24 protein-coding genes are annotated in these 23,196 nt (G+C 72.6%); 13 read left to right on the plus strand and 11 right to left on the minus strand.

Annotated elements, in window-relative coordinates:
• The first annotated feature begins 42 nt into the window (after window positions 1-42).
• Window positions 43-282 carry an acyl carrier protein gene (locus tag ABD223_RS05660; protein ID WP_344034813.1) on the plus strand — a complete coding sequence of 80 codons (240 nt, stop codon included), beginning with the start codon at window positions 43-45 and terminating at the stop codon, window positions 280-282.
• On the plus strand, window positions 279-851 hold the full coding sequence (locus ABD223_RS05665; RefSeq protein ID WP_344034814.1) for a hypothetical protein: 573 nt from the start codon (window positions 279-281) through the stop codon (window positions 849-851). The genes ABD223_RS05660 and ABD223_RS05665 overlap by 4 nt, the downstream gene beginning before the upstream one ends.
• Window positions 852-861: 10 nt before the next feature.
• On the opposite strand, the gene ABD223_RS05670 is transcribed toward ABD223_RS05665, so the two are convergent.
• Window positions 862-1,251, minus strand: a complete 390-nt coding sequence (locus ABD223_RS05670) for an MmcQ/YjbR family DNA-binding protein (RefSeq protein WP_344034815.1) — start codon at window positions 1,249-1,251, stop codon at window positions 862-864.
• 298 nt (window positions 1,252-1,549) lie between these two features.
• The gene (locus ABD223_RS05675; protein ID WP_344034816.1) at window positions 1,550-2,203 is read right to left on the minus strand and encodes a TetR/AcrR family transcriptional regulator; all 654 of its coding nucleotides are present in this window, start codon (window positions 2,201-2,203) and stop codon (window positions 1,550-1,552) included.
• Between the two features lie 95 nt (window positions 2,204-2,298).
• Between ABD223_RS05675 and ABD223_RS05680 the strand changes: the two genes are divergently transcribed.
• The gene (locus ABD223_RS05680) at window positions 2,299-3,240 is read left to right on the plus strand and encodes an SDR family NAD(P)-dependent oxidoreductase (RefSeq protein ID WP_344034817.1); all 942 of its coding nucleotides are present in this window, start codon (window positions 2,299-2,301) and stop codon (window positions 3,238-3,240) included.
• Between the two features lie 126 nt (window positions 3,241-3,366).
• Here ABD223_RS05680 and uvrB read toward each other — a convergent pair whose 3' ends face one another.
• Both uvrB and ABD223_RS05690 read right to left on the minus strand, forming a co-directional pair.
• Entirely contained in the window at window positions 3,367-5,523 is a 2,157-nt protein-coding gene (uvrB, locus tag ABD223_RS05685) for an excinuclease ABC subunit UvrB (protein WP_380645635.1), read from the minus strand.
• 118 nt (window positions 5,524-5,641) lie between these two features.
• On the minus strand, window positions 5,642-6,886 hold the full coding sequence (locus ABD223_RS05690) for a DUF5685 family protein (protein WP_344034820.1): 1,245 nt from the start codon (window positions 6,884-6,886) through the stop codon (window positions 5,642-5,644).
• A 107-nt stretch (window positions 6,887-6,993) separates the two neighbouring features.
• On the opposite strand from ABD223_RS05690, the gene ABD223_RS05695 reads away from it, so the two are divergent.
• Both ABD223_RS05695 and ABD223_RS05700 read left to right on the plus strand, forming a co-directional pair.
• Window positions 6,994-7,506 carry a ribonuclease FAU-1 family protein gene (locus ABD223_RS05695; protein ID WP_344034821.1) on the plus strand — a complete coding sequence of 171 codons (513 nt, stop codon included), beginning with the start codon at window positions 6,994-6,996 and terminating at the stop codon, window positions 7,504-7,506.
• Window positions 7,507-7,642: 136 nt separating this feature from the next.
• Window positions 7,643-8,161, plus strand: a complete 519-nt coding sequence (locus tag ABD223_RS05700; RefSeq protein WP_344034822.1) for a ribonuclease FAU-1 family protein — start codon at window positions 7,643-7,645, stop codon at window positions 8,159-8,161.
• Here the strand turns inward: ABD223_RS05700 and coaE are convergent.
• The 3 genes from coaE to rpsA all read right to left on the minus strand — a co-directional run bounded on the left by coaE (window position 8,137) and on the right by rpsA (window position 11,576).
• Entirely contained in the window at window positions 8,137-9,291 is a 1,155-nt protein-coding gene (gene coaE / locus ABD223_RS05705; RefSeq protein ID WP_344034824.1) for a dephospho-CoA kinase, read from the minus strand. The two genes, ABD223_RS05700 and coaE, sit on opposite strands and share 25 nt — an antisense overlap.
• Window positions 9,292-9,319: 28 nt before the next feature.
• Entirely contained in the window at window positions 9,320-9,919 is a 600-nt protein-coding gene (locus ABD223_RS05710; protein ID WP_344034825.1) for a hypothetical protein, read from the minus strand.
• A gap of 163 nt (window positions 9,920-10,082) precedes the next feature.
• A complete protein-coding gene (gene rpsA / locus ABD223_RS05715; protein WP_344034826.1) occupies window positions 10,083-11,576 on the minus strand; it encodes a 30S ribosomal protein S1 in 1,494 nt (497 codons plus the stop codon).
• 191 nt (window positions 11,577-11,767) lie between these two features.
• Here rpsA and ABD223_RS05720 point away from each other — a divergent pair, with 191 nt between their 5' ends.
• From ABD223_RS05720 to ABD223_RS05740, 5 genes are all read left to right on the plus strand, one after another.
• Complete coding sequence (locus ABD223_RS05720; RefSeq protein ID WP_344034827.1) at window positions 11,768-12,598, plus strand: class I SAM-dependent methyltransferase; 831 nt, start codon at window positions 11,768-11,770, stop codon at window positions 12,596-12,598.
• 10 nt (window positions 12,599-12,608) lie between these two features.
• A complete protein-coding gene (locus ABD223_RS05725; protein ID WP_344034828.1) occupies window positions 12,609-13,532 on the plus strand; it encodes a GNAT family N-acetyltransferase in 924 nt (307 codons plus the stop codon).
• Window positions 13,533-13,612: 80 nt separating this feature from the next.
• Window positions 13,613-14,236 carry a P-loop NTPase family protein gene (locus ABD223_RS05730; RefSeq protein WP_344034830.1) on the plus strand — a complete coding sequence of 208 codons (624 nt, stop codon included), beginning with the start codon at window positions 13,613-13,615 and terminating at the stop codon, window positions 14,234-14,236.
• Complete coding sequence (locus ABD223_RS05735) at window positions 14,233-16,128, plus strand: YhgE/Pip family protein (RefSeq protein WP_344034832.1); 1,896 nt, start codon at window positions 14,233-14,235, stop codon at window positions 16,126-16,128. The genes ABD223_RS05730 and ABD223_RS05735 overlap by 4 nt, the downstream gene beginning before the upstream one ends.
• Window positions 16,125-16,718: a TetR/AcrR family transcriptional regulator gene (locus ABD223_RS05740; protein ID WP_344034833.1), complete on the plus strand. Its 594-nt coding sequence runs from the start codon at window positions 16,125-16,127 to the stop codon at window positions 16,716-16,718. Before ABD223_RS05735 ends, ABD223_RS05740 begins: the two co-directional genes overlap by 4 nt.
• Before the next feature lie 59 nt (window positions 16,719-16,777).
• Here ABD223_RS05740 and ABD223_RS05745 read toward each other — a convergent pair whose 3' ends face one another.
• The 3 genes from ABD223_RS05745 to ABD223_RS05755 all read right to left on the minus strand — a co-directional run bounded on the left by ABD223_RS05745 (window position 16,778) and on the right by ABD223_RS05755 (window position 18,642).
• On the minus strand, window positions 16,778-17,362 hold the full coding sequence (locus ABD223_RS05745; RefSeq protein ID WP_344034834.1) for a Rossmann-fold NAD(P)-binding domain-containing protein: 585 nt from the start codon (window positions 17,360-17,362) through the stop codon (window positions 16,778-16,780).
• The gene (locus tag ABD223_RS05750) at window positions 17,359-17,955 is read right to left on the minus strand and encodes an AAA family ATPase (protein WP_344034835.1); all 597 of its coding nucleotides are present in this window, start codon (window positions 17,953-17,955) and stop codon (window positions 17,359-17,361) included. Before ABD223_RS05750 ends, ABD223_RS05745 begins: the two co-directional genes overlap by 4 nt.
• A 183-nt stretch (window positions 17,956-18,138) precedes the next feature.
• Window positions 18,139-18,642: a GNAT family N-acetyltransferase gene (locus ABD223_RS05755; protein ID WP_344034836.1), complete on the minus strand. Its 504-nt coding sequence runs from the start codon at window positions 18,640-18,642 to the stop codon at window positions 18,139-18,141.
• Between the two features lie 74 nt (window positions 18,643-18,716).
• Between ABD223_RS05755 and ABD223_RS05760 the strand changes: the two genes are divergently transcribed.
• Window positions 18,717-19,160 (plus strand): winged helix-turn-helix transcriptional regulator, encoded by a 444-nt coding sequence (locus tag ABD223_RS05760; RefSeq protein ID WP_344034837.1) that lies wholly within the window; start codon window positions 18,717-18,719, stop codon window positions 19,158-19,160.
• A 143-nt stretch (window positions 19,161-19,303) separates the two neighbouring features.
• Here ABD223_RS05760 and polA read toward each other — a convergent pair whose 3' ends face one another.
• A complete protein-coding gene (gene polA / locus ABD223_RS05765; protein WP_344034838.1) occupies window positions 19,304-21,979 on the minus strand; it encodes a DNA polymerase I in 2,676 nt (891 codons plus the stop codon).
• 75 nt (window positions 21,980-22,054) lie between these two features.
• Here polA and ABD223_RS05770 point away from each other — a divergent pair, with 75 nt between their 5' ends.
• Both ABD223_RS05770 and ABD223_RS05775 read left to right on the plus strand, forming a co-directional pair.
• A complete protein-coding gene (locus ABD223_RS05770; RefSeq protein WP_344034839.1) occupies window positions 22,055-22,477 on the plus strand; it encodes a hotdog fold thioesterase in 423 nt (140 codons plus the stop codon).
• A gap of 230 nt (window positions 22,478-22,707) precedes the next feature.
• The gene (locus ABD223_RS05775; protein ID WP_344034840.1) at window positions 22,708-23,151 is read left to right on the plus strand and encodes a DUF4352 domain-containing protein; all 444 of its coding nucleotides are present in this window, start codon (window positions 22,708-22,710) and stop codon (window positions 23,149-23,151) included.
• Window positions 23,152-23,196 lie beyond the last annotated feature (45 nt).

Raw genomic sequence — 23,196 nt, forward strand, 5'->3', positions numbered from 1 at the left:
TCTCACCCGGCGCCCCCTTAGTCTGTGCGGAGGGGGGTGTCGATGGACGTCGAGGCGCGCTTGTCGGCGATCAGGGCCGACGTGGCCGAGGTGCTGGCGGTGGAGCCGGACCGGTCGCTGGACGAGGTGCCGCTGCTGGAGCTGGGCGCCGACTCGCTGTGCATGGTCGAGATCGCCGCGCGGCTGCGCGAGGCGCACGGGGTCGAGGTCACGCCGGAGACGCTGTTCGAGGCCCGCACGATCAAGGACCTGGCCCGGCTCGCGGACCGGGGCGGGCGTTGACGACGGCCGTGCTGGTGCCCGTGCTGACCCTCGTCCTGGGCGCGGGGCTGGGTTTCCTGTCCAGCCTGCTGGTGGAGCGCCGCCGCCAGGCGAACCTGGTCGCGGCCAAGGTGATCGACGTGTACCTGCGCCTGCGCCGGGAGCTGTGCGAGGAGGTGAGCTCGCTGGCGGGGCTGCGGCTGGACGCCCTGCCGACGGCGGCGGAGCTGCACTCCAAGCGCAAGGCCATCTCCGGGTTGTACTACCGGTTCTACGACTTCACGCCGAAGCGGGTGCTCCAGGAGCTGAACTGCCTCTACGCCTGCCTGGGCGACCGGGAGAACCGGATCTACGTGATCAGGGACGACGAGCTGCGCCTGGCCCGCGACGAGGACAGGGCGGCGCTGATCGGGGAAATCTCCCTGCTGGACAACTTCCGGTACTACGCCCTGGTGCCGCTGAAGAGCGGCGACCGCGACACCCGGCGGGCCGCGTCGATCAACTACCAGGCGCGGCGCGTGCTGCACGTCGTCAACCAGGACATGACGATCCGAGCACTGCTCAAGTGGTCCCGCAGCCCCCGCAAGTGAGCCCGGGGTCTCAGGGGCGCTTCCCCTTGGGCAACTTGGCGACGACGGCGTCGTAAGAGGCGTCGAGCAGCTCACGGATTTCATCATCCGGCACAGTGCCCGTGAGGTCGACCGTGTTCCACCCGTAGCGGCCGATGTAGGCGCTGGTCGTGATGTGGCCGGGGTGGCGCTCCCGCCACTCGGCGGCCTCCTCGGCGTTCGCGCCGCACTTCACGCCCACGGTGTGCTTGGCGGACCCGATGAAGGCGAACGCCTTGCCGCCGACCTTGCAGACCAGTTCCTCGTCGCCCCAGGGGTAGGTCTCCTCGGCGCCGGGCTTGGCCAGGCAGTGGGCGATCACCTCGTCGAGCGCCATGGCGTCGGGGGGCACGTCGTCGAGCGCCATGGCGTCGGGAGCCACGCCTTCGGGAACCACGCCTTCGGGTGTCACGCGGTCGGGTGTCACCTGGTCAAGCTAGCGCGCGTGGGGCCCGGGTTGGCGCTCGACGGGCTCATGCGGAATGACCGCGGAATCCACCGCCGACCTTCCCTTTCCCCGCCTCCCCCACTCGCTTTCCCTCACCCTGCCTCCCACTCGCTTTCCCCTGCCCGCCTTCCCTTCACCCGCATCCCCACCCGCCTTCTCCCAGTCGCCTTCCACCACTCGCCTTCCCTCAGCGGGCGCTCAGCGGGCGCTCGGCGGGCGCTCGGCGTGGCGCTCATCGTGGCGGTTGGGCGGTGAATGCTTCCTGCACAGCGAACAGCGCCTCAGGCCCCACCGGCAGGTCGTGGGCGGCCTTGGCGCGGGCGCCGTCGAGGAAGATGGCGATGTTGCGGCGCCAAGCGTCCGGCGCGGTCGTCCTGGTGACACGGACGAGTTGACCGTTGCACCACAGGGCGATACCCAGGTCACCGATGGTGAAATCAGCGCGCAGGGAGCCGTGGCGCTTGGCGTCCTCGACCAGGCGGGCGCCCTCGGCGAGGGCCTCGTCGCAGATGCGGGTCAACTCGGCGGCGGCCGGGAACCGGCGGGAGATGAGGTCGTTGAGCGCCGGTTCGTCCGCCTGGAGGGCGGCCACGCCCTCGACGTAGGCAACGAACCGCCGCCACGGGTTGGTGTGCTCGCGAACCCGGCCGAGCAGGTGGGTGAGGCGCACGGAAACCAGCTCCGGCATGACGGCGTCGATCAACGCCTCGCGGCTGCCGAACCGGTTGTAGAGGGTGCCGGTGCTGACCCCGGCACGCGTGGCGATGTCCTCCAGCGGTGTCGACAAACCGCGTTCGCGGAACACCTCGATCGCGGCGGCCTTCAGCCTCTCGATGTTGCGCTGCGCGTCCCGTCGCAGGCGCGGGGTGCCACCGGTGGGAATCATGCGCCCATTCTCCCAGCTGAAACTTGACGCCACCCTCAACTTATTTGCTACGGTGACACAGAAGTTGACACTCACATCAAGTTAAGGGGGCGCCCATGACGTCGAAGACGATAGCGGTGTTCGGGGCAGGCGCCGGCCTGGGCACGTCGATCGCCAAGCGATTCGGCCGCGAGGGTTACCGGGTGGCCCTGGTAGCCCGCCGCCACGACCCGCTGAGGGCCTTGCGCGCGGAACTCCTGGCAACGGGGATCGAGGCGGAGGCGTTCCCCGCCGACCTGTCCGACCCGACTCGCGCGCCCGAACTGGTAGCCACCATCAGGAAGCACTTCGGCCGCATCGACGTCCTGCACTACGCACCAGCGCCGTCCAAGGATTTCACCCCCGCAGCCGAGTTGGACGCCGACACGCTGCGAGGCCTGCTCGACCTGTTCCTCCTCACACCGGTCGAACTGGTGCGCGCCGTGCTGCCGGAAATGCTGGAGCGGGGCGACGGCGCCATCCTCGTGGGCCAGGGCACCTCGGCCGCACACGGGCACCCGGGCATGAGCGGCATCGGACCGGCGATGGCCGCCATGCGCAACTACGTGCAATCCCTGCACGCCGAACTGGCCACCCGAGGGGTATACGCAGGCATGCTCACCGTCGCCGCGATGGTCGACCGCAGCGCCGCGTACCACCGACTGCTCAGCGGCGAGTTCACCTTGCCGAAAGCGCTGGAACTGCCGGAGGGCGCGCGGCCAGAGGGGCCAGCCGAAGGCGCGGCAACGGCGGGGGCCGGGGCGGCAGCGGCAGCGGCAGCGGCGGGGGCGGCGGGCGCAGTGCCAGCAGGCGCGGGAGCGGCAGGCTCGGCAGGGACAGAGGCAGGCGCGGCGGGCGCGGTGCTGGCGGGGGAGGCAGCAGCGGCGGCCGGGGCAGCCGTGGGGGGTGGGGTGAGGCTGGGGGTTGTTGATCCCGATGACCTCGCCGAGGCGTGCTGGGCCCTGGTCACCGAGCGGGACCGGGTGGAGGTGGTTCTCCCGGTCCCGTTCGGTGCTTGAGACGTGCCGGCGGGGTGTTTCGGGGTGCCGGGGTGGTCTCGGGGCTCCGTTCTTCTCAACCGATGAGCGTAACGGCGTTTTCGTACATGGTGGCCGTCATGATCACTCGATCGGGTTGGGCAAGGGCTACTTCACCCCCGCCGCGTCCATGCCGCGCAGTTCCTTCTTCAGGTCCTGGATCTCGTCGCGCAGCCTGCCCGCCAGCTCGAACTTCAGCTCTCGCGCCGCCGCCATCATCTGGTCGGTCAGGCTCTGCACCAGGTCCGCCAGTTCGGACCTGGCCATGGTGGACGGGTCGCGGTCGGCCAGGACGCCGGAGCTGCGGCCGGAGGCGCCCGGGTCGCCGTTGGGCTTCTTGCCGCGCGAGGCGTTGCGGCCGGAGCCCCCCGGTTCGAGGGCGTCCTCGGCTTCGGAGTAGACCTGTTCGAGGATGTCGGTGATCTTCTTGCGCAGCGGCTGGGGGTCCAGGCCCCGCTCTTCGTTGTAGGCGACCTGCTTGGCCCGCCTGCGGTTGGTCTCGTCGATCGCGTGCCGCATCGAGTCGGTGATCCGGTCCGCGTACATGTGGACCTCGCCCGAGACGTTGCGGGCCGCGCGGCCGATCGTCTGGATCAGGCTGGTGCCCGAGCGGAGGAAGCCCTCCTTGTCCGCGTCGAGGATGGCGACCAGGGACACCTCGGGCAGGTCGAGGCCCTCGCGGAGCAGGTTGATGCCGATCAGGACGTCGTACTCGCCGAGGCGCAGTTGGCGGAGGAGTTCCACGCGGCGCAGGGTGTCGATGTCCGAGTGCAGGTAGCGGACCCGGATGCCGAGTTCGAGGAGGTAGTCGGTCAGGTCCTCGGCCATCTTCTTGGTCAGCGTGGTGACCAGCACCCGCTCGTCGCGCTCCGCCCGGATGCGGATCTCGTGCACCAGGTCGTCGATCTGGCCCTCGGTCGGCTTGACCACGACCTCCGGGTCGACCAGGCCGGTGGGGCGGATGACCTGCTCGACGAACTCGCCGCCGGCCTGCCCCATCTCGTACGGGCCGGGCGTCGCGGACAGGTAGAGGGTCTGGCCGATCCGGTCGGCGAACTCCTCCCAGGTCAGCGGGCGGTTGTCCAGCGCGCTGGGCAGGCGGAAGCCGTGCTCGACGAGGTTGCGCTTGCGGGACGCGTCACCCTCGTACATGCCGCCGATCTGCGGCACGGTCACGTGCGACTCGTCGATGACCAGCAGGAAGTCGTCCGGGAAGTAGTCGATGAGGGTCGCGGGCGCGGTGCCGGCGGGCCGGTCGTCGATGTGGCGCGAGTAGTTCTCGATGCCGGAGCAGAAGCCGACCTGGCGCATCATCTCGATGTCGTACGTGGTGCGCATCCGCAGCCGCTGCGCCTCCAGCAGCTTGCCCTGGCGCTCCATCCTGGAGAGCTGCTCCGCCAGCTCCTCCTCGATGTTGCGGATGGCCTTCTCCATCCGCTCGGGCCCGGCCACGTAGTGGGTCGCCGGGAAGATGCGCAGCTCGTCGACCTCCTTGACCACGTCACCGGTCAGGGGGTGCAGGTAGTACAGCTTGTCGATCTCGTCGCCGAAGAACTCGACCCGGATGGCCAGCTCCTCGTACGCCGGGATGATCTCGACCGTGTCGCCGCGCACGCGGAACGTGCCCCGGTTGAACGCGATGTCGTTGCGCGAGTACTGCACGTCGACCAGGGCGCGCAGCAGCAGGTCGCGCTCGATCTCGCCGCCGACCCGGAGGCTGATCGAGCGGTCGAGGTACGACTGGGGCGTGCCCAGGCCGTAGATGCACGACACGGAGGCGACCACGATCACGTCGCGCCGGGTCAACAGGCTCATCGTGGCCGAGTGGCGCAGCCGTTCGACGTCCTCGTTGATCGACGAGTCCTTCTCGATGTACGTGTCCGTCTGCGGGATGTACGCCTCGGGCTGGTAGTAGTCGTAGTAGCTGACGAAGTACTCCACCGCGTTGTCGGGGAAGAACTCCTTCAGCTCGTTGGCCAGCTGCGCGGCCAGCGTCTTGTTCGGCGCCATCACCAGCGTGGGCCGCTGGAGCTTCTCCACCAGCCACGCCGTGGTGGCCGACTTGCCGGTGCCGGTGGCGCCGAGCAGGACCACGTCCTTCTCCCCGGCGCGGACGCGCCGTTCGAGCTCCGCGATCGCCGCCGGCTGGTCGCCCGCCGGCTGGTAGTCGCTGACCACGCGGAACTGCCCGTCGGTGCGGGGGATGTCACCGACGGGACGGTGCGACGAGTGCGCCTTGACCGGGATCTCGGTAGGGAATGCCACGCCCAGAAAGGTACGCCCCCGGTCTGACATTTTCCGTCGGCGCAGGTCAGGGGGAAGAACGAGGCAGGGAGGAGGCAGCGGCCGCTGGGACCGACCGCCGCAGGGCCGACCGCAGGGGTCAGCAGTCGCAGCAGTTGCAGTCGCAGCCGGGACCGCAGTCGCAGTTGCACCACGCCTCGCGCCGCTTCCCGCTCCACGGCCCGGGATAGGGGTCGCGGCAGCAGTACTGGCAGGTGCCGCACTGGTACAGCACCGCGAGGCAGCCGGCGAAGAACCCCCGGCTCGCGGGCGGCGTCCGCAGCTTCGGCCAGGACCACAGGCCGCTGCCGGAGCCGGCCGGGCCGCCGCCGGTGGGCGGTGTCGGACCGGTGGGACCGGTCGGACCGGCAGGACCGCCGGGACCGGTCGCGCCGGGCGGCGCGTAACCGGGCGGCGGCACGTGGCCGGGCGGCGGCGAGTAGGTCCCGGGTGGCGCGCCGAACGGCGGCACGGGGTCGCGCCGGTGGTCGTGCGCGCGGGGTTCGCCGAACGCCCGGCGGATCGACTCGCGCACCTCGTGCACCAGCAGCGCGTGCACCAGGCGGTCGTCGGTGAACTCGACCTCGCGCAGGGCGAGTTCGATGCCCAGCGCCGCGTCGTCGCACAGCCGGCGCGCCTCCGCCGGGGTCGTGCCGGTCGCGAGCAGCGGGTTCCACGCGCCCGACGCCCGGTCGTCCGCCAGGTCCTCGACCGCGTCGATCAGGTGTGCCAGCCGCCCGAACAGCCGCCCGACCTCGCGCAGCGGCGCCGCGTTCCCGGGCCGCCCGGCCAGCAGCGCCGCCTGCGCGGCGGCCTCGCCGGAGGCGGTCTCGGTCGGTTCGGTGACCGCGAGCAGCGACGTCCCGGGGCCGGCCGCCGACTCCACCCCGGGCTGCCGCCGCACGGCGTCCACCAGCACGGCGGTGTCGAACCCGAGGTCCGCGCCGGTCTCGGCGGCCTGGGTCGCCCAGCGGCGCGCCACCCGCCTGCCCGCGCCACGCAGCGGCGCGTGGGCGAACGCGCCGTCACCGTCGGACACGTGGTCGTCGACCTTCGCGGAGGCCAGCACCAGGGACACCGACGCGGCCAGGCGCGCGCTCGCGCCCACGGCGACGTCGGCCGACTGCATGCCGCGCAGCGCGCACGGGCCCGCCGACCGCCGTGAACGCCCGGTCTGCGCCTCCACCAGCGCGGAGATGACCAGGCCGTCGTAGTTGGTGACCACGCGCGCCAGGTGGCCGTGGTCGTCGCGCAACGCCAGGCACAGGCCGCACAGGTGGGCCAGCCACGACTCGCGCAGCTCGGGGCCCAGGCGGTTCCGGCAGGGGCGGATGATGCCGAACATGCGCGAAGACTAAGCGATCATCCTACTTTTGGGTGATAAAGGTGAGTGTTGTACGGGTAAGGGTGCCTAAGGTCGGCCTTGTGACGCCGAGCTCCGCCGGGACCCGAATGCACATCCACCCGCCGAAGATCGAGTACTTCGACATCGACGCCAAGAGCAACACCGACCCGAAGGGGTACTCGCGCGGCGTCGACGAGTACCGGCTGACACCCCACGGCCTCTACATGGCCCGGCCCATGCCCGGCCACCCGGACATGGCGCACACCGAGTCGTGGCTGCTGCCCGCGCACGGCCTGCGCGTCACCCGGTGGACGTGGCACCCCGGTCACGAGCGCGACTACGACCTGTACGTGGACGTGGCGGAGATCAGCTCCAGCGGCTCGGTGTGGAAGACCGTCGACCTGTACCTGGACCTGGTGGTGCGCACCGGGCGCAGCGTGACCGTGCTGGACACCGACGAGCTGCTGGCCGCCCTGGACCGGGGGCTGCTCCCACCGGGGCGGGCCCAGTGGGCGCTGGAGACGACCTACCGCGCGGTGGCCGGGATCGCCGCGCACGGCCACGACGCGGAACGCTGGCTGGCCGCGCAGGGAACGATCACGACCTGGCGTCGGCGGTAATACAGACAGTGACACCCGCAGGTCAATCGCCCTCCCACTCCGTCACCGTATAGAGACCGCATACACCACAGACCGTGATGTAACAAATCGACCCGGACAGTTACCGGGAGCACACCGGCGGCTACCCTCGGATCGCGTGGGAGCGGTCATCACACCTCAGCTGGTCGACGTGGTCGACACCATCAGCGCAGTTCGCAGCTACTCCAGCGGCACGTCGCGACACCTGACCACGTGCCGGGTCGAGGACTGGGGGCTGAGGCTGGAGTGCCCCACGCCCGAGGACCCGTTCTCCGATTCCGAGGTCACCTGGTTGATGCCGGAGCTGGGTCTGCGGCTGACCCACCACCGACCCCGCTCCCGGCACGCCCGCAGCGGTCCGAGCGTGCTCAGCGCGGTCCGGGTGCGGCGCGACGGCCGCGCGTGGCGCACCACGGACCTGCTGCTGGGCCTGGCCGTGCCGGGCGGCACGACCGCGCGGATCGTGCGCTCCGAGGAGTTCGCGGCCGCCGTCGCCGGGCGCGTGCTCGGGCCGGACGACGCCGACCAGGCGCTGCGCACCGTGCACCGCACCCTGGAGGAGGTCAGCCTGCACCGCCACGACCTCCAGGTCTGGCTGACCCACCGCGGCATCTACGACACCTGGCCGTCCCTGTAGAACGCCTCGAAGCGGGCCGTGGCGCGCTCCACCCACGACTCCTCGGCGAGGCCGTGGTCATCGTCGCCCCGGCGCCGCTCGACCAGCGCCCCGTACTCGGCGCGGGCCGCCGCGTCGGCCCTCAGCCAGTCCCGGAAGCGGACCGCCCACTCCCACGCCGGGCCGCCCTCGACCCGGACGTGCAGGGTGACCCGCCGCCCCGGGTCCGCGCCCCCGTGCAGCCGCTTCGCCCACGCCTCCGGCGCGTCGCCCGGCCGCCTGACGGTGTCCCGGCCGACGCCGAGGCCCGGGAAACCGCCGTCGGACAGCACGTCCTCCAGCTCGGCGGCCTCCTCCGGCGACCGCACGCCCAGCTGGAGTTCCAGCACGTCCTCGGCCGCGAGGCCGGGCACGGCCGTGGGGCCGACGTGCTCGACCGGCCGCCCGCCGGCCAGCACGCCGAGGCGGGCCGCGACGCGCTCGGCCTGCGCGGGCCACGTCTCGTCGTAGGGCGCCACGACCGGCGAGCCGCCCGCGGCGCGGCGCAGCCGGACGTTGGCCTCGTAGGGCACCAGCCGGTCCGCCCACAGCTCGTCGACCCGCGCGAGCACCGCGCCGGGCGCGCCGGAGTTGTCCAGCCACACGTCCGCGACCCGGCGGCGCCGCCCGTCGTCGGCCTGGGCGGCGATGCGCCTGCGGGCGTCGTCCTCGGCCAGGCCGCGCCCGGCCAGCCGCCGCACGCGCTCCTCGACGTCCGCGTGCACGATGACCACCAGGTGGTACAGCGGCGCCAGGCCGTTCTCCACCAGCAGCGGCACGTCGTGCACGACGATCGCCTCGGGGGGCGCGGCGGCGATCAGCTCGGCGGTGCGGGCGGCGATCCTCGGGTGGGTGATGCCGTTGAGGGTGGCGCGGGCCGACTCGTCGCTGAACACCTTCGCGGCCAGGGCCGGGCGGATGAGCGCGCCGGAGGCGTCCAGGACGTCCGCGCCGAACGCCTCGACGACCTCCGCCAGGCCCTCGGTCCCGGGTTCGAGCACCTCCCGCGCGAGCCGGTCGGCGTCGACCACGACCGCGCCGCGCTCGGCGAACCTGGCCGCCACCGTCGACTTGCCCGAACCGATTCCCCCGGAGAGACCCACTCGCAACATGGCGCACAGCCTGCCGGCTGCGGGGGCGTCAGTCCTCTTCGAGAGGGGTCATCGACTGCTGCGCCACGGCGGTGAGGAAGGCGCCGACCCGGTCGTCCGGGACGACGCCGGCCTTCGCGCGCGCCACGAACGTGGTCTTGCCCAGCGAACCGATGAGCAGCCGCTCGTCGCGCGTCGTCACCAGAGAGGCCTTGTGCCTGCCCACGTCGACCTGGGCGGCGGTCGCGCCCTCGCGGCGCTCGGCGTCCACGCTGTCGGTGACGCGGCCGGCGGCGGTGGGCTCGTCCGCGTACGTGGCCAGGCCGATGACCACCGGCGCGGTCGCGATGCCCCGGCCGTCGGCGACGCCGTAATAGCAGTCGATCTTGGCGGTGCGGCCGATGGACGGCTCGGGGATGCCGACGACCTGCTGGAGCGCGCCGGGCAGCTCCTGGCCGAGGTGGGTGCCCAGGACGTCGGTCGGCACGATCAGCGCGCAGTCGGTGGGCAGTTCGCGGTCCACCATCTGCGGGACCCAGGTGATCGTGGTGGGCGGCAGGATCGTCGGGATTTGGGGCGGCGGGCCGGTCGGCGGCGGTCCGGGCGAGCACGCCGAGCACAGGACCGCCAGCACCGCGAGTACCACCATCCGCGCACCCATAGGGTGATCAATTTAGCGCAATGGAAGGGTTTCGCGGCAAGAAGTCAGGTTCCGGTGACTCTGCGTGGAGGTTGAAGTCCCCGGAAAAGGAGGTCGCCCCCCGCCCGTGGTGGGCGAGGGGCGACCGGTGTGGTTCAGCGAACGGGAGCGATCAGGCGCCGCCCGACAGCTTCTCCCGCAGCGCGGCCAGCTGCTCGTCGCTGGCCAGGGTGCCGCCGGCCTGGGCCGGGGCGCCCGTGGAGGACGCGGCGGCCGGGGCGTCGCCACCGGACGAGTAGTTCGTCTCGCCGGCGGCCTCCTCCTCGGCGACAGCGGCCTTCGCCACCTGCTTCATGTGGGCCTCGTAGCGCGTGTGGGCCTCGGCGTACTGCCGCTCCCACTCCTCGCGCTGCTTGTCGAAGCCTTCCTGCCACTCCTGGGTCTCCGGGTCGAAGCCCTCGGGGTAGATGTAGTTCCCCTGGTCGTCGTACTCGGCGGCCATGCCGTACTGGGTCGGGTCGAACTCCGAGTCCGGCGTGAAGCCCTCGTTCGCCTGCTTCAGCGAGAGCGAGATGCGGCGGCGGTCCAGGTCGATGTCGATGACCTTGACCATGACGTCGTCGCCGACCTGCACGACCTGCTCCGGGATCTCGACGTGGCGCTCGGCCAGCTCGGAGATGTGGACCAGGCCCTCGATGCCCTCGTCCACGCGGACGAACGCGCCGAACGGGACCAGCTTGGTGACCTTGCCCGGCACGATCTGGCCGATCGCGTGGGTGCGGGCGAACTGGCGCCACGGGTCTTCCTGCGTCGCCTTGAGCGACAGCGACACGCGCTCGCGCTCCATGTCGACGTCGAGGACCTCGACGGTGACCTCCTGGCCGACCTCGACGACCTCGGAGGGGTGGTCGATGTGCTTCCAGGACAGCTCCGAGACGTGCACCAGGCCGTCCACGCCACCCAGGTCCACGAAGGCGCCGAAGTTGACGATGGAGGACACGACGCCCTTGCGGACCTGGCCCTTCTGGAGCTGGTTGAGGAACTCGCTGCGCACCTCGGACTGGGTCTGCTCCAGCCAGGCGCGGCGGGACAGGACCACGTTGTTGCGGTTCTTGTCCAGCTCGATGATCTTGGCTTCGAGCTCCCGGCCGACGTACGGCTGGAGGTCGCGCACGCGGCGCATCTCCACGAGGGAGGCGGGGAGGAAGCCGCGCAGGCCGATGTCCAGGATCAGGCCGCCCTTGACGACCTCGATGACCGTGCCGCGGACCGGCTCGTCCTTCTCCTTGAGGGCCTCGATGGTGCCCCAGGCGCGCTCGTACTGCGCGCGCTTCTTGGAGAGGATCAGCCGACCTTCCTTGTCCTCCTTCTGGAGGACCAGGGCCTCGACCTCGTCACCGACCTTCACAACCTCGTTGGGGTCGACGTCGTGCTTGATCGACAACTCGCGCGAGGGGATGACGCCCTCGGTCTTGTAGCCGATGTCGAGCAGGACCTCGTCCCGGTCGACCTTGACGATGGTGCCCTCGACGATATCGCCATCGTTGAAGTACTTGATGGTCTTGTCGATGGCGGCGAGGAAGTCCTCCTCCGTCCCGATATCGTTGATAGCGATCTGCTGCTTCGGCGCGGTGGCAGCCGGGACAGTGGTGGTGTCGGTGGACATCAGGTAGGTGGCTCCGGTACGGATTGGTTAGTTGGCCTGCGGGTTTGACGCTTCGCGGTGGGCACGCCCCGACCGCGAAGACCGACTCACCAGGTGATCACCGATCCTGAGCAGCGCGAACCCACTACGCAGGCGATATCGTACGCGGCCCGGCACGGGCCGGGCAAACCGGTCCCCTTGAATGGAGCAGTGTGTCCGACCAGCACGCGAGCGCCGAACTGGCGCTCGGCACCACCGGCATCGCCAAGAGGGGCGCGGACGCGGCGGAGTCGCGGGCGGCCAACCGGAGGTGGTGGGACGCCGACGCCGACGACTACCACGCCGAGCACGGCGGCTTCCTGGGCGCCGCGGACTTCGTGTGGTGCCCGGAGGGCGTCCGCGAGGCCGAGGCCCGCTTCCTGGGCGACGTGCGCGGGCTGCGGGTGCTGGAGGTCGGCTGCGGCTCGGCGCCGTGCGCGCGCTGGCTGGCCGGCCGGGGGGCGCGCGCGGTGGCGCTCGACCTGTCGGCCGGGATGCTGCGGCACGCCCGCGCGGCCAACGCGGGGACCGGGCTCGACGTGCCGCTGGTCCAGGCCAGCGCCGACCAGCTGCCGTTCCGGGCCGGGTCCTTCGACGCGGCGTGCTCGGCGTTCGGCGGGGTGCCGTTCGTGGCGGACGTGGGCGAGGTGTTCCGCGAGGTGGCCCGCGTGCTGCGGCCGGGCGCGCCGTGGGTGTTCTCGGTCACTCACCCGATGAGGTGGATTTTCCCGGACGACCCTGGACCGGGTGGGCTGACCGTGACCCAGTCGTACTTCGACCGGACGCCGTACGTCGAGGTCGACGAGGCGGGATCGGCCACGTACGTGGAGCACCACCGGACCACCGGGGACTACGTGCGGGCCCTCGTCGGCGCGGGGCTGGAGCTGCTGGACCTGGTGGAACCGGAGTGGCCGGAGGGCCACACCCGCAAGTGGGGGCAGTGGAGCCCGCTGCGCGGCCAGCTGTTCCCGGGCACCGCGATCTTCCGCACCAGGAAGCCGTAGCCTGCCTGGCATGACCGTCGGGCGGGTGCTGGTGGACGCGCAGAGCGCGCGGTTCGCGAGCATCGACCCGCTGCTGCCCGCGGCGGCGGCGCCGGCGGACGGGGACGTGGTCACCGCGGCCCTGCCGGACGGCACGCGGGTCGCGGGCGTGCTGCACCACCAGGTGCACGAGCGCCGCTCCCCCGCCCGCCTGTGGTCGGCGACCGAGGTGTGGGAGCTGTCGCCGCTGCTGGGCGGCACCGGCGGCGCGGGCATGGACGCGCTGCTGCGCGCCTGGCGCAAGCGGCTGGACCTGGTGCGACCGGCCGAGCGCGACTCGGCGTGCGTGCTGACCTGGCCGAGCCGGGACGCGGAGTCGAGCAGGGCCCTGCTCGACCACGGGCTGGTGCCGCTGACCGTGATCGCGGTGCGGCAGGCGACGAGCCCGCCGGTGCCGGGCGCCGCGACGATCCGCCGGGCCACGCCCGGGGACCTGGAGGCCGTGCTCGCCCTGGCGCTGGCCGAGCTGCACTACTCGTCGATGGTCGGCTCCACGGTGCGGCGGCCGGACGCGGTGGAGCTCAAGCGGCGGGCGCTGGCCGACCGGCTGGCCGCGGGCGGCCTGGCGTGGCTGGCCGAGCGCGACGGCGTGGCGGTGGGCCTGGCCGAGTGCGCGGTGGTGACCGCGGAGCCGGGCAACTGGACGGGCGGCCGGCTGCCGCCGGGCCGCTGGGGCTACGTGAACTGCGTGTCGGTGCTGCCGGGCGCGCGGGGCACCGGCGTGGGCAGGCAGCTGGTGGCGTTCGCGCACCGCGAGCTGGCGCGGCTGGGCACGGTCGGCACCTACCTCTACTACAACCCGCCGAACCCGCTGTCCTCGGTGTTCTGGCCCCGGCAGGGCTATCGTCCACTGTGGACGATGTGGGAGGTGCGCCCGGCGGGCGCGTTGCGCTAGGTCACACCCCCGGGAGTTGCGGGGCGCCCCCTCTCGGACCACTATTTGAACTGACCGGTCAGTTCAAAGGAGGTCGAGCGGTGGAGGTGCACGCCAGGCGCGTCGGGGTCGACGGTCCACACGGCCCACTCCTCGAACCGACGTCCCTGCTGGTCAGACCCGGTGAGCTGATAGTCGTGGCGGGTGATCCCGGTCGGGGCCACACCGCGCTGGCGCTGGTGCTCTCGGGGCGGATGCGCCCGACCACCGGCCGGGTCTCCCCCGAGGCCGCCGAGCTGCGCCGGCGGGTCGTGCCGGTGGACTCGCCCGGGGTCAGCGAGCCCGAGGGCGCACTGCCGCTGGGCGCCGCGGTCGGCGAGGAACTGGCCCTCAACCACGTGCGCGGCGGGCGCGGGGCCGTGGCCGACTGGCTGGCCGCGCGGGACGCCGACCGGTACCTGGGCACCCGCGTGGAGCGGGTCCCGGCGCAGGTCAGGTGCTCGCTGGCGCTGGAGCTGGCCGCCGGGCGGCCGGGCGCGGAGGTGCTCGTGCTCGACTCGCCGGACCGCTACCACCCCGACCCGCCGGGATGGCTGGACCTGGCCCGCGCGCACGTCACCGAGGACCGCTCGGTGGTCGTGCTGTGCACCACCGCCTCCGCCGCCCTGCTGGACGCACCCGCCGCGCGGATCGGCGCGGACAACACCCCAGAGGAGGACCGGTGAGCGCGCTGCGGATGGCGTTCAACGAGCTGCGCCGGGTCACCTCCGGCAGGCTGCCCAAGCTCGCGGTGGTGGCGTTGACGCTGGTCCCGCTGCTGTACGCGGCGCTGTACCTGTACGCCAACAAGGACCCGTACGCCCATCTCGACCAGGTGCCCGCGGCGCTGGTCGTCGAGGACGAGGGCGCCACCGCGGGCGACGGCACGCGCCTGGACGCCGGGCACGACGTCGCCCGGGAGCTGGTCGACGGCCACCGGTTCGACTGGCGGCGGGTCGACGCCGACCGGGCCGAGGCCGGTGTGCGCGACGGGACGTTCACCTTCGCGCTGACCCTGCCCGCGGACTTCTCCCGGGCGCTGCTCTCGTCCGGCGAGTTCACCCCGCGCCAGGGCGTCATCGTGCTGACCACCAACGACGCGAACAACTACCTCGGCTCCACCATCGCCAACCAGGTGGTCGCCGAGGTGCGCCGGTCGGTGTCGGCGCAGGTCGGCGCGGAGGCGGCGGACCGGTTGCTGCTCGGCTTCTCCACCGTCCGGCAGCGGACCGCCGAGGCCGCGGAGGGCGCGACCAGGCTCGCGAGCGGCCAGCAGGAGGCGCACGACGGCGCTCAGCGGCTCGCCGACGGCACGCCCGCGCTGGCCGACGGCGCGGCGCAGGTGGCGGACGGGCTCACCCGGCTCCGCGACTCCACCGGCGACCTGCCCGCCCGGACCCGGCAGCTGGCCGACGGCGCGAAGCGGGTCGCCGACGGCAACGAGACCGTCGCCGAGACCGCCGAGGACTACGCGGCCAAGGCCCAGGACCTGGTCAACCGGCTCGACACGGCGGGCGGGGACGTGGCCGCGCGGCTGCGCGCGCTCGGGTTCACCGAGGAGCAGGTGCAGCGCGTGCTCGGCGTCCTGGGCGACGCCCGCCGGCCCGTCGACGACGCCAACGCGCAGGTGCAGGGCGCGGCCGGGCAGCTGCGCGCGCTCGCCGGCGGTGCCGCGCAGGTCTCGGACGGCGCGGCGCGGCTCGCCGCGGGCACGCCCGCCCTCGCCGAGGCGGTCACCCGGCTCACCGACGGCGCGAACCAGGTCTCCACCGGCACGGCGCGGGTGCGCGACGGCGCGTCCGCCCTGCTCGACGGCGAGCGGCGGCTGGTCGACGGCGCGAACCAACTGCGCGACGGGCTGAACGCGGGCGTGTCCGAGATCCCCGCGCCCGACGACCCGACCCGCGAGTCCACCGCCCACACCATCGGCGACCCGGTGAGCGTGCGCGGGGTGAGCCAGACCTCGGCGGGCACCTACGGCGCGGGCCTGGCCCCGTTCTTCCTCGGCCTGGCCACCTGGATCGGCGCGTACGTGCTGTTCCTGCTGCTCAGGCCGCTGTCGCGGCGCGGCCTGGCGGCGGGCCGCAACCCGCTGCGGGTGGCCGTGGGCGGGTGGCTGCCCGGCGTGCTGCTGGGCGCGGCGCAGGTCGTGGTGATGTTCGCGGCGGTCACCCTGGTGGTGGGCATCCGGCCCGCGCACCCGGTCGCCGCCCTGGCGTTCCTGCTGCTGGTGTCGGCGACGTTCGTGGCGGTGCTGCACGCGTTGAACGCCCTGTTCGGCGCGGTCGGCAAGTTCATCGGCCTGGTGCTGCTGATCCTCCAGCTGATCAGCGCCGGCGGCACGTTCCCGTGGCAGACGATCCCGGCGCCGCTGCACCCGCTGCACCACGGCCTGCCCATGGGCTACGCCGTGGACGGGCTGCGGCACCTCATGTACGGCGGCCCCTCGGGTCGCGCGGGCCAGGACGCCCTGGTCCTGGTCGCCTACCTGCTCGGGGGCCTTGCCTTGGCGACGTTCGCCGCCTATAAGCAGCGGGTGTGGACCCCGTCTCGCCTCGAACCCGAGCCGGCGCTGTGACCGGCGCCCGCACCGGCCGCACCGCGGCGACCAAGCAGAAGCTGTTCGACGCCGCGCTGAGGCTCGTCGGCGAACGGGGCGCGGCGAGCGTGACCGTGGAGGAGATCGCGGCCGAGGCCGGGGTCGCCAAGGGCACCGTCTACTACAACTTCGCCAGCAAGGACGCGCTGGTGGACGCCCTGCTGCGGCACGGCGTCGAACTGCTCGCGGGCCGGCTGCGGGTGGCCGAGGACGAGGCCCGGACCGAGGCGGCGATGTCGTCGCTGGTGGACGGGATGCTCGGGTTCTTCGCCGAGTACCCGGCGTTCGGGCAGCTGCTGGTCTCCGAGCTGTGGCGCACGCCCGGCCAGTGGCACGGCACGCTGAGCCTGCTGCGCGACGACATCGTGTCGATCATCCGCGGCCAGGTGCAGCGGCTGTCCGACGCCGACCTGCTGCCCGAGGGCGTGGAGGTCGGCACGGCGGCCGCGGCGCTGTTCGGGACCCTGCTGGTGATCGCCCTGGACTGGCAGGTGTTCCAACCCGAGCGCAGCCGCGCGGACGTGCGCGAATCGGTGTTGCTCCTGGTCCGAGGGCTGCGCCCGGGTTGAGGTCGGCCCGGGTCCGGGTTGGCCCGGATCCGGGTTGGCCCGGATCCGGGTGCCGCCGGCTAGTGCCGCATCACCCAGGTGTCGATCTCGCCGATCTGGTGCACCGAGGGCGCCCTGCCCTCCAGCGCGCGGTGCACGGCCTCCAGCACGCCCTCCGACGTCTCCTCGTGGCTGAGCCACCGGTGGGCGTCACCCTGCCGGACGAAGCCCAGCACCACCTGCTGCGTCGGGTGACCCTCCAGCACCGGGTCCGGCATTCCGCGCACCGGCTGGATCGCGCCGCTGTCGTGCACCTCCACCACGGGCGCGGGCGGCGCGAGCAGCGGCGCGACGGCCCGCAGCACGTCGTCCCGGTAGCTCGCGTGCACCCACGCCACCAGCAGGTCGGCGGGCCGCTCCAGGACCGCCCGCACCCGCTCCGCCAGCTCCTCCGGCCGCGCCCAGTCCGCCACCACCGGGCGCGCCCGCCCGGCCTGCTGCGGCACGTGGCCGCGGGCGCCCAGCGACGCCCGCGCCGCCCGGCCGAGGCCCGTGTCGGCCCGGCGACTGGGCAGCACCACCTGCCAGCCCTGGTTCAGCAGCTCGTCCGCGCAGCCCTTCAGCATCCCCGTGCCACCGAGCACCAACGCCGTCCGCTCGCTCATCGCACCGACTCCTCGCCCCGCTCCGCGGCCCGGCGCAACGGGCCGGACCGCCATTGGTCGACCTGACGCTGTCCTCTCAACCGCACCACCACGAGTCTGGGCCCGTGCTCGCCGGCCAGCACTTCGCCGACCCGCTCCCCGGTGCGGCGGTGCGACCGCCACGCCCACCGCAACAGGTGCTCGGGATCGGTGAAGACGGTCCGCAGCGGCGGTTCCACGTTGCCGTTCCACAGCTCCTGGCGGCGGAACCGGCGCACCGCCGTGCGCACCGCCACCCGGCGCATCACCACGTGCCGCGGGTGGTCCAACCAGACCAGGGTGTCGGCGCGCTCCAGCAGCAGCGGGCGCGCCGCGGTGTACTGCCACTCGGTGGCCCAGGCCGCGCCCTCGGCGAACCGGCGGACGTCGTCGAGGAACTCCGACCTGGGTGTCCACTGTGGACCGTGGAAGAGTGAGTCCATCTCCACGCAGGACAGGCCGAGGGCGGCTGCCACGGAACGCGCCAGGGTCGTTTTCCCGGACCCCGAGGTCCCTGTCACGAGTACGCGCCGTGGAGGGTGCGGCAACTCGTCGGCTGATCCCAGGAACGGCACCCGATCAGGCTACCTTCGCAATCCTCGCATTGAGGAAGATCCACCCGAACGGGCTCCGCCGCAGGGCTGACAGGACCACCGCCCGCGCCGGGCCGCCCACCCGCCTCCCCGTGATCGGGGTTTCCACAGTGGACAGATTTGGGCAGGCCCGCGGGCGGCCGGACCAGGGGCGTTGCGGGCGGCTCACCACCGCAAGCCCGCCACCAGGTCCTCGTGGGTGAGGTCGAACGCCGACGAGCAGGACACCCGGACCACGTCGTCCTCCTCCCTGGTCAGCCGGGCGCCGGGGAAGACGCGGCGGACCACGCGCAGCATCGCCGCGTTCTCACCGAGCACGTCGCCGTGCAGCTCGGTGTAGCGCAGGTCGCCGGCCAGCTCGCCGAGGGCGGTGACGAGCCGGGTGCCGACGCCGCGGCGCTGCCACGGGTCGACCACGGCGACCGCGACCTCGGCGGCGTCCTCGCCGGTGGCGACCAGGCGGGCGATGCCGACCGGCGCGCGGCGGGACTCCGCGACGACCGCGGCCCGGCCGCGGCCGTCGAGGTCGGTGAGCCGGGCGCGCATGGCGGCGGTGAGGCGGGGCACCGGGGCGTGGAAGCGCAGGTAGCGGCTGCGCGGGGACAGGCCGCGGAAGACGGTGTCGACGACCTCGCCCGCTTCGGCTCGGTGCAGTTCGCGGACCTTCATCGACGACCCCCTGAGTTCGGAAATCGAACCCTAGCTGGATCTGTTTTCCGAACGCAAGCGGTATCGTAGGGGGTGTGGCCCCCGTGAGAGTCGTCGACGAGCTGTGCACCGTGTCCCTGCCCGCCGCGCTGCTGGGCGAGCGGTGGACGTTGCAGCTGCTGCGGCAGGCGTTCCTGGGCACGCGTCGGTTCGAGGACTTCCAGTCGGCGCTGGACATCTCCCGCAGCGTGCTCACCGACCGGCTGGGCACGCTGGTGGAGGCGGGCGTGCTGCGCCGCGAGGCGTACAAGGACGCGCGGACGCGGTACGAGTACCGGCTGACCGAGAAGGGGCTCGACCTCTACCCGGTGCTGATGGCGCTGCGCCGGTGGGGCGACCGGTGGATGGCGCCCGAGGAGGGGCCGTCGTTCGACCTGAGCCACCGCTCGTGCGGCGGCGGGGTGGGGGTGCACGTGACGTGCGAGGGGTGCGGGGTCGAGCTGACCGCCCGGGACGTCCAGGTCACGCCGCCGCGGTGACCTGGACGCACCGCTGGTCCGGTCGGGTCGCGCCGGCGGGCACCGCTGCGCGAGCCCGGGGACCCGTGGTCGTCAGCCCGCCGAGTCCGTCAGCGCGCCGAGTCCGTGTCGTCAGCGCGCCGCGTCCGTCAGCGCCGAGCCCGTCAGTGCGCCGCGTCGTCCCAGGAGCGGCCCACGCCCACCGAGACCTCCAGCGGCACGGACAGCTCGTACGCGTTGCCCATGTGCTCGCGCACCAGCGCCTCCACCTGCTCGCGCTCCCCCTCGGCCACCTCCAGCACCAGTTCGTCGTGCACCTGGAGCAGCATCCGCGACCGCAGCCCGGAGTCCGCCAGCGCCCGGAACACGCCCAGCATGGCCACCTTGATGATGTCCGCCGCGCTGCCCTGGATCGGCGCGTTCAACGCCATCCGCTCCGCCATCTCGCGCCGCTGCCGGTTGTCGCTGTTCAGGTCCGGCAGGTAGCGGCGGCGGTCGAGGATGGTCTCGGTGTAGCCCTTCTTCCGGGCCTCCTCCACCACCGCGTTCAGGTAGTCCCGCACCCCGCCGAACCGGGCGAAGTACGCCTCCTTCTGCTCCCGCGCCTCCGCCGCCGAGATGCGCAGCTGCTGCGCCAGCCCGAACTCGGACAGCCCGTAAGCCAGCCCGTAGGACATGGCCTTGACGCGGCGGCGGTGCTCGGGCGTCACCTCGGAGGTCGGCACCGAGAACGCGCGGGACGCCACGAACGTGTGCAGGTCCTCGCCGCTGCGGAACGCCTCGATCAGCCCCTCGTCCTCGGACAGGTGGGCCATGATCCGCATCTCGATCTGGCTGTAGTCCGCCGTCATCAGCTCGGCGTACCCGGGCCCGACCACGAACGCCTGGCGGATGCGCCTGCCCTCGTCCGTGCGGATCGGGATGTTCTGGAGGTTCGGGTCGGTGGACGACAGCCGCCCGGTCGCCGCGATCGTCTGGTGGAACGTGGTGTGGATGCGACCGTCGTCGGCCACCGCCTTGAGCAGGCCGTCGACCGTGCTCTTGAGCCTGGTCACGTCCCGGTGCGCGAGCAGGTGCTGGAGGAACGGGTGCTCCGTCGCCTCGAACAGGTTCTGCAACGCGTCCGCGTCGGTGGTGTAGCCGGTCTTGGTCTTCTTCGTCTTCGGCATGCCCAGCTCGTCGAACAGCACCACCTGGAGCTGCTTGGGCGAGCCGAGGTTGATCTCCCGGCCGATCACCGAGTACGCGTCCTGGGCGGCCTGCTTCACGCCCGCCGCGAAGTGCGCCTCCAGCGCCGCCAGGTGCTCGGCGTCGATCGCGATGCCGACCGCCTCGACCTCGTCGAGCACGTGCTCCAGCGGCAGCTCCAGCTCGGCCAGCAGCGACGCCTGGCCGGTGCGCTCCAGCTCGACGTCCAGCGCGTCGGCCAGCTCCGCCACCGCGAAGGCCCGCACGATCGCGCCCTGGGCGACCTTCTGCCGCTCCTCCTCCTCGTCGGCCAGCAGCGACAGCTGGTTGTCCCCCGACTCCTCGGCGCGCAGCTCCCGCTTGAGGTAGCGCAGCGCGAGGTCGTCCAGGTTGAACGACCGCTGGCCCGGCCGCACCAGGTACGCCGCCAGCGCCGTGTCGCTGGTGACGCCGCGCAGCGACCAGCCGCGGGCGCGCACCGCGCGCAGCGGCAGCTTCAGGTCGTGCGCGGCCTTGGGCGCCGACTCGTCGGCCAGCCACCCGGCCAGCGCGTTCTCGTCCTCCTCGGTCAGCGAGGCCACCTCGACGTACCCGCCCTCGCCGTCGGCCGCGGCGAGCGCCAGGCCCTCCAGCTCCGCGCCCGAGGAGCGGAACGCGACGCCGACCCGGCCACCGCGCGCGTGCTCGGCCAGCCACGACCCCAGCGCGCCGGACGGCACCGCGCCGCCGCGCACCTCGAAGCCCTCCTCGGCCTCCGGCTCGGCGGTGGACAGCGTGGCGAACAGGCGGTCCCGCAGCACCCGGAACTCCAGCTCGTCGAACAGCCGGTGCACCGCGTCGCGGTCCCACGGCCGGACCACCAGGTCGTCGGGGCCCGCGGGCAGCTCCACGTCCCGCACCAGCTCGGTGAGCTGCCGGTTCAGCACGATGTTGGACAGGTTGGCCCGCAGCGCGTCGCCCACCTTGCCGGACACCTCGTCGACGTGGTCGATCAGCCCGTCGAGCGTCCCGAACTGGTTGAGCAGCTTCACGATCGTCTTCGGGCCGACGCCGGGGGTGTTGGGCAGGTTGTCCGAGGAGTCGCCGCGCACCGCCGCGTAGTCGGCGTACAGCTCGGGCGGCACGCCCTGCTTCTCCAGCACCAACTCCGGCGTGTAGCGGGCCATCTCCGACACCCCCTTGACGGGGTACAGCACCGTCACCTGGTCGTTGACCAGCTGCAACGCGTCGCGGTCGCCGGTGCTGATGAGGACGTGCCAGCCGAGCGCGGTCGACTGCGCGGTGAGCGTGGCGATGACGTCGTCGGCCTCGAAGCCGTCCTTGGTGAGCACCGGGATCTGGAGCGCGCCCAGCACGTCCTTGATCAGGTCGACCTGGCCGCGGAACTCGTCCGGGGTCTCGCTGCGGCCGGCCTTGTACTCCGCGTACGCCTCGGTGCGGAAGGTCTTGCGCGAGACGTCGAACGCCACCGCGATGTGGGTGGGCTGCTCGTCGCGCAGCAGGTTGATCAGCATCGAGGTGAAGCCGTACACCGCGTTGGTGGTCTGACCGGTCGCGGTCTGGAAGTTCTCCTTGGGCAGCGCGAAGAACGCCCGGTAGGCCATCGAGTGGCCGTCGACCAGCAGCAGGCGGGAGGCTTCTGGAGTGCTCACGAGGCGAGTCTAGGGTGAGGGTCCGACAGTCCCGCACCCGTGGAGCAGACACGTGAACACCCGTGGAGACCGCCCGTGACGACATCGCCCGAGGACGTCCCCGGCACCGACCAGGCGTCCGCCCACGAGCAGCTGACCGACAAGCTCGGCATCGAGATCACCCGATGGGATGTAGACCGGCTGGTCGGGACGATGCCGGTGAAGGGCAACCGGCAGCCGTACGGGCTGCTGCACGGCGGCGCGAGCGCGGCGCTGGCCGAGACGCTCGGCTCGGTGGCGGCGGCGATGCACGCGGCGCCGGAGCGGATCGCCGTGGGCCTGGAGCTGTCGTGCACGCACCACCGGGGCGTCACGGAGGGTCTCGTCACCGGCGTGTGCACGCCCGTGCACCGGGGCCGCAGCACCGCCACGTACGAGATCGTCATCACCGACGAGCAGGACCGCCGGGTGTGCACGGCGCGCCTGACGTGCTTCCTGAAGGACGCCCCGAAGCGCTGAGACCCCCGGGAGGGTGACGTCCGGGGGTCGCGAGTGGTGAACTCGGGGGTCCTGAGCGTTCGACACGGTGGTCCTGAGCGTTCGACTCGCGATGCCTGAGTGGAGGACACGCGATGCCCGGGTGGAGGACACGCGCGGTGGTCGGGGTGTTGTTGCTGGTTGCGGGGTGCGAGAGCGGGGAAGTGGGTGGCGAGGAGGCCGGGCAGGCCGGTGAGTCCGAGGCTTATCCGGTGCCCGTGGGGACCGCGCGGCCCGACGAGGTGGTGTTGCGGGTGCCCACCACGGCGGACGGCGACACGGCGTTCACGCTGGTCGGGTTGACCACCGGGATGCCGACGCTGATCGGGAGCCACGCCGAGTTCCACGCCAAGGGGCAGTTCGTGCGGGTCCGGATGAGCGTGGTCAACAACGGGCGCAGCAGCGTGTCCTTCGCCGCGCGCAGGCACGTGCTGGTCGACGGCGGGGGCGGCGAGCACGAGGCGGACGAGCAGGCCATGCTCGTCAAGCGGCAGCCGGACGTGGTCGACCTCGGCGCGAACGTGCGCCTGGAGTACGACGCGTACTACGACATCCCGGCCGGGGCGGAGCCCCGCGCCCTGCGCGTGTACGGCGGGCCCACGCTGACCGACCTCAAGGACGCCACGGGCACCGAGATCCCGTTGACCGGGTCGTGAGCCGGATCCCCGCCGGTCCGACCGGACCGGCGGGGATCACCCGGA

This window comes from Saccharothrix xinjiangensis (assembly GCF_039527585.1).
GTDB classification, from domain to species: Bacteria; Actinomycetota; Actinomycetes; order Mycobacteriales; family Pseudonocardiaceae; genus Actinosynnema; species Actinosynnema xinjiangensis.

Coding starts and splice junctions, on each gene's coding strand:
- rpsA (WP_344034826.1), bottom strand. CDS start 11,576: ATGTCCACCGACACCACCACTGTCCCGGCTGCCACCGCGCCGAAGCAG.
- ABD223_RS05695 (WP_344034821.1), top strand. CDS start 6,994: ATGCACATCCACCCGCCGAAGATCGAGTACTTCGACATCGACGCCAAG.
- ABD223_RS05710 (WP_344034825.1), bottom strand. CDS start 9,919: ATGGTGGTACTCGCGGTGCTGGCGGTCCTGTGCTCGGCGTGCTCGCCC.
- ABD223_RS05725 (WP_344034828.1), top strand. CDS start 12,609: ATGACCGTCGGGCGGGTGCTGGTGGACGCGCAGAGCGCGCGGTTCGCG.
- coaE (WP_344034824.1), bottom strand. CDS start 9,291: ATGTTGCGAGTGGGTCTCTCCGGGGGAATCGGTTCGGGCAAGTCGACG.
- ABD223_RS05690 (WP_344034820.1), bottom strand. CDS start 6,886: ATGTTCGGCATCATCCGCCCCTGCCGGAACCGCCTGGGCCCCGAGCTG.
- ABD223_RS05755 (WP_344034836.1), bottom strand. CDS start 18,642: ATGAAGGTCCGCGAACTGCACCGAGCCGAAGCGGGCGAGGTCGTCGAC.
- ABD223_RS05660 (WP_344034813.1), top strand. CDS start 43: ATGGACGTCGAGGCGCGCTTGTCGGCGATCAGGGCCGACGTGGCCGAG.
- ABD223_RS05680 (WP_344034817.1), top strand. CDS start 2,299: ATGACGTCGAAGACGATAGCGGTGTTCGGGGCAGGCGCCGGCCTGGGC.
- ABD223_RS05675 (WP_344034816.1), bottom strand. CDS start 2,203: ATGATTCCCACCGGTGGCACCCCGCGCCTGCGACGGGACGCGCAGCGC.
- ABD223_RS05745 (WP_344034834.1), bottom strand. CDS start 17,362: ATGAGCGAGCGGACGGCGTTGGTGCTCGGTGGCACGGGGATGCTGAAG.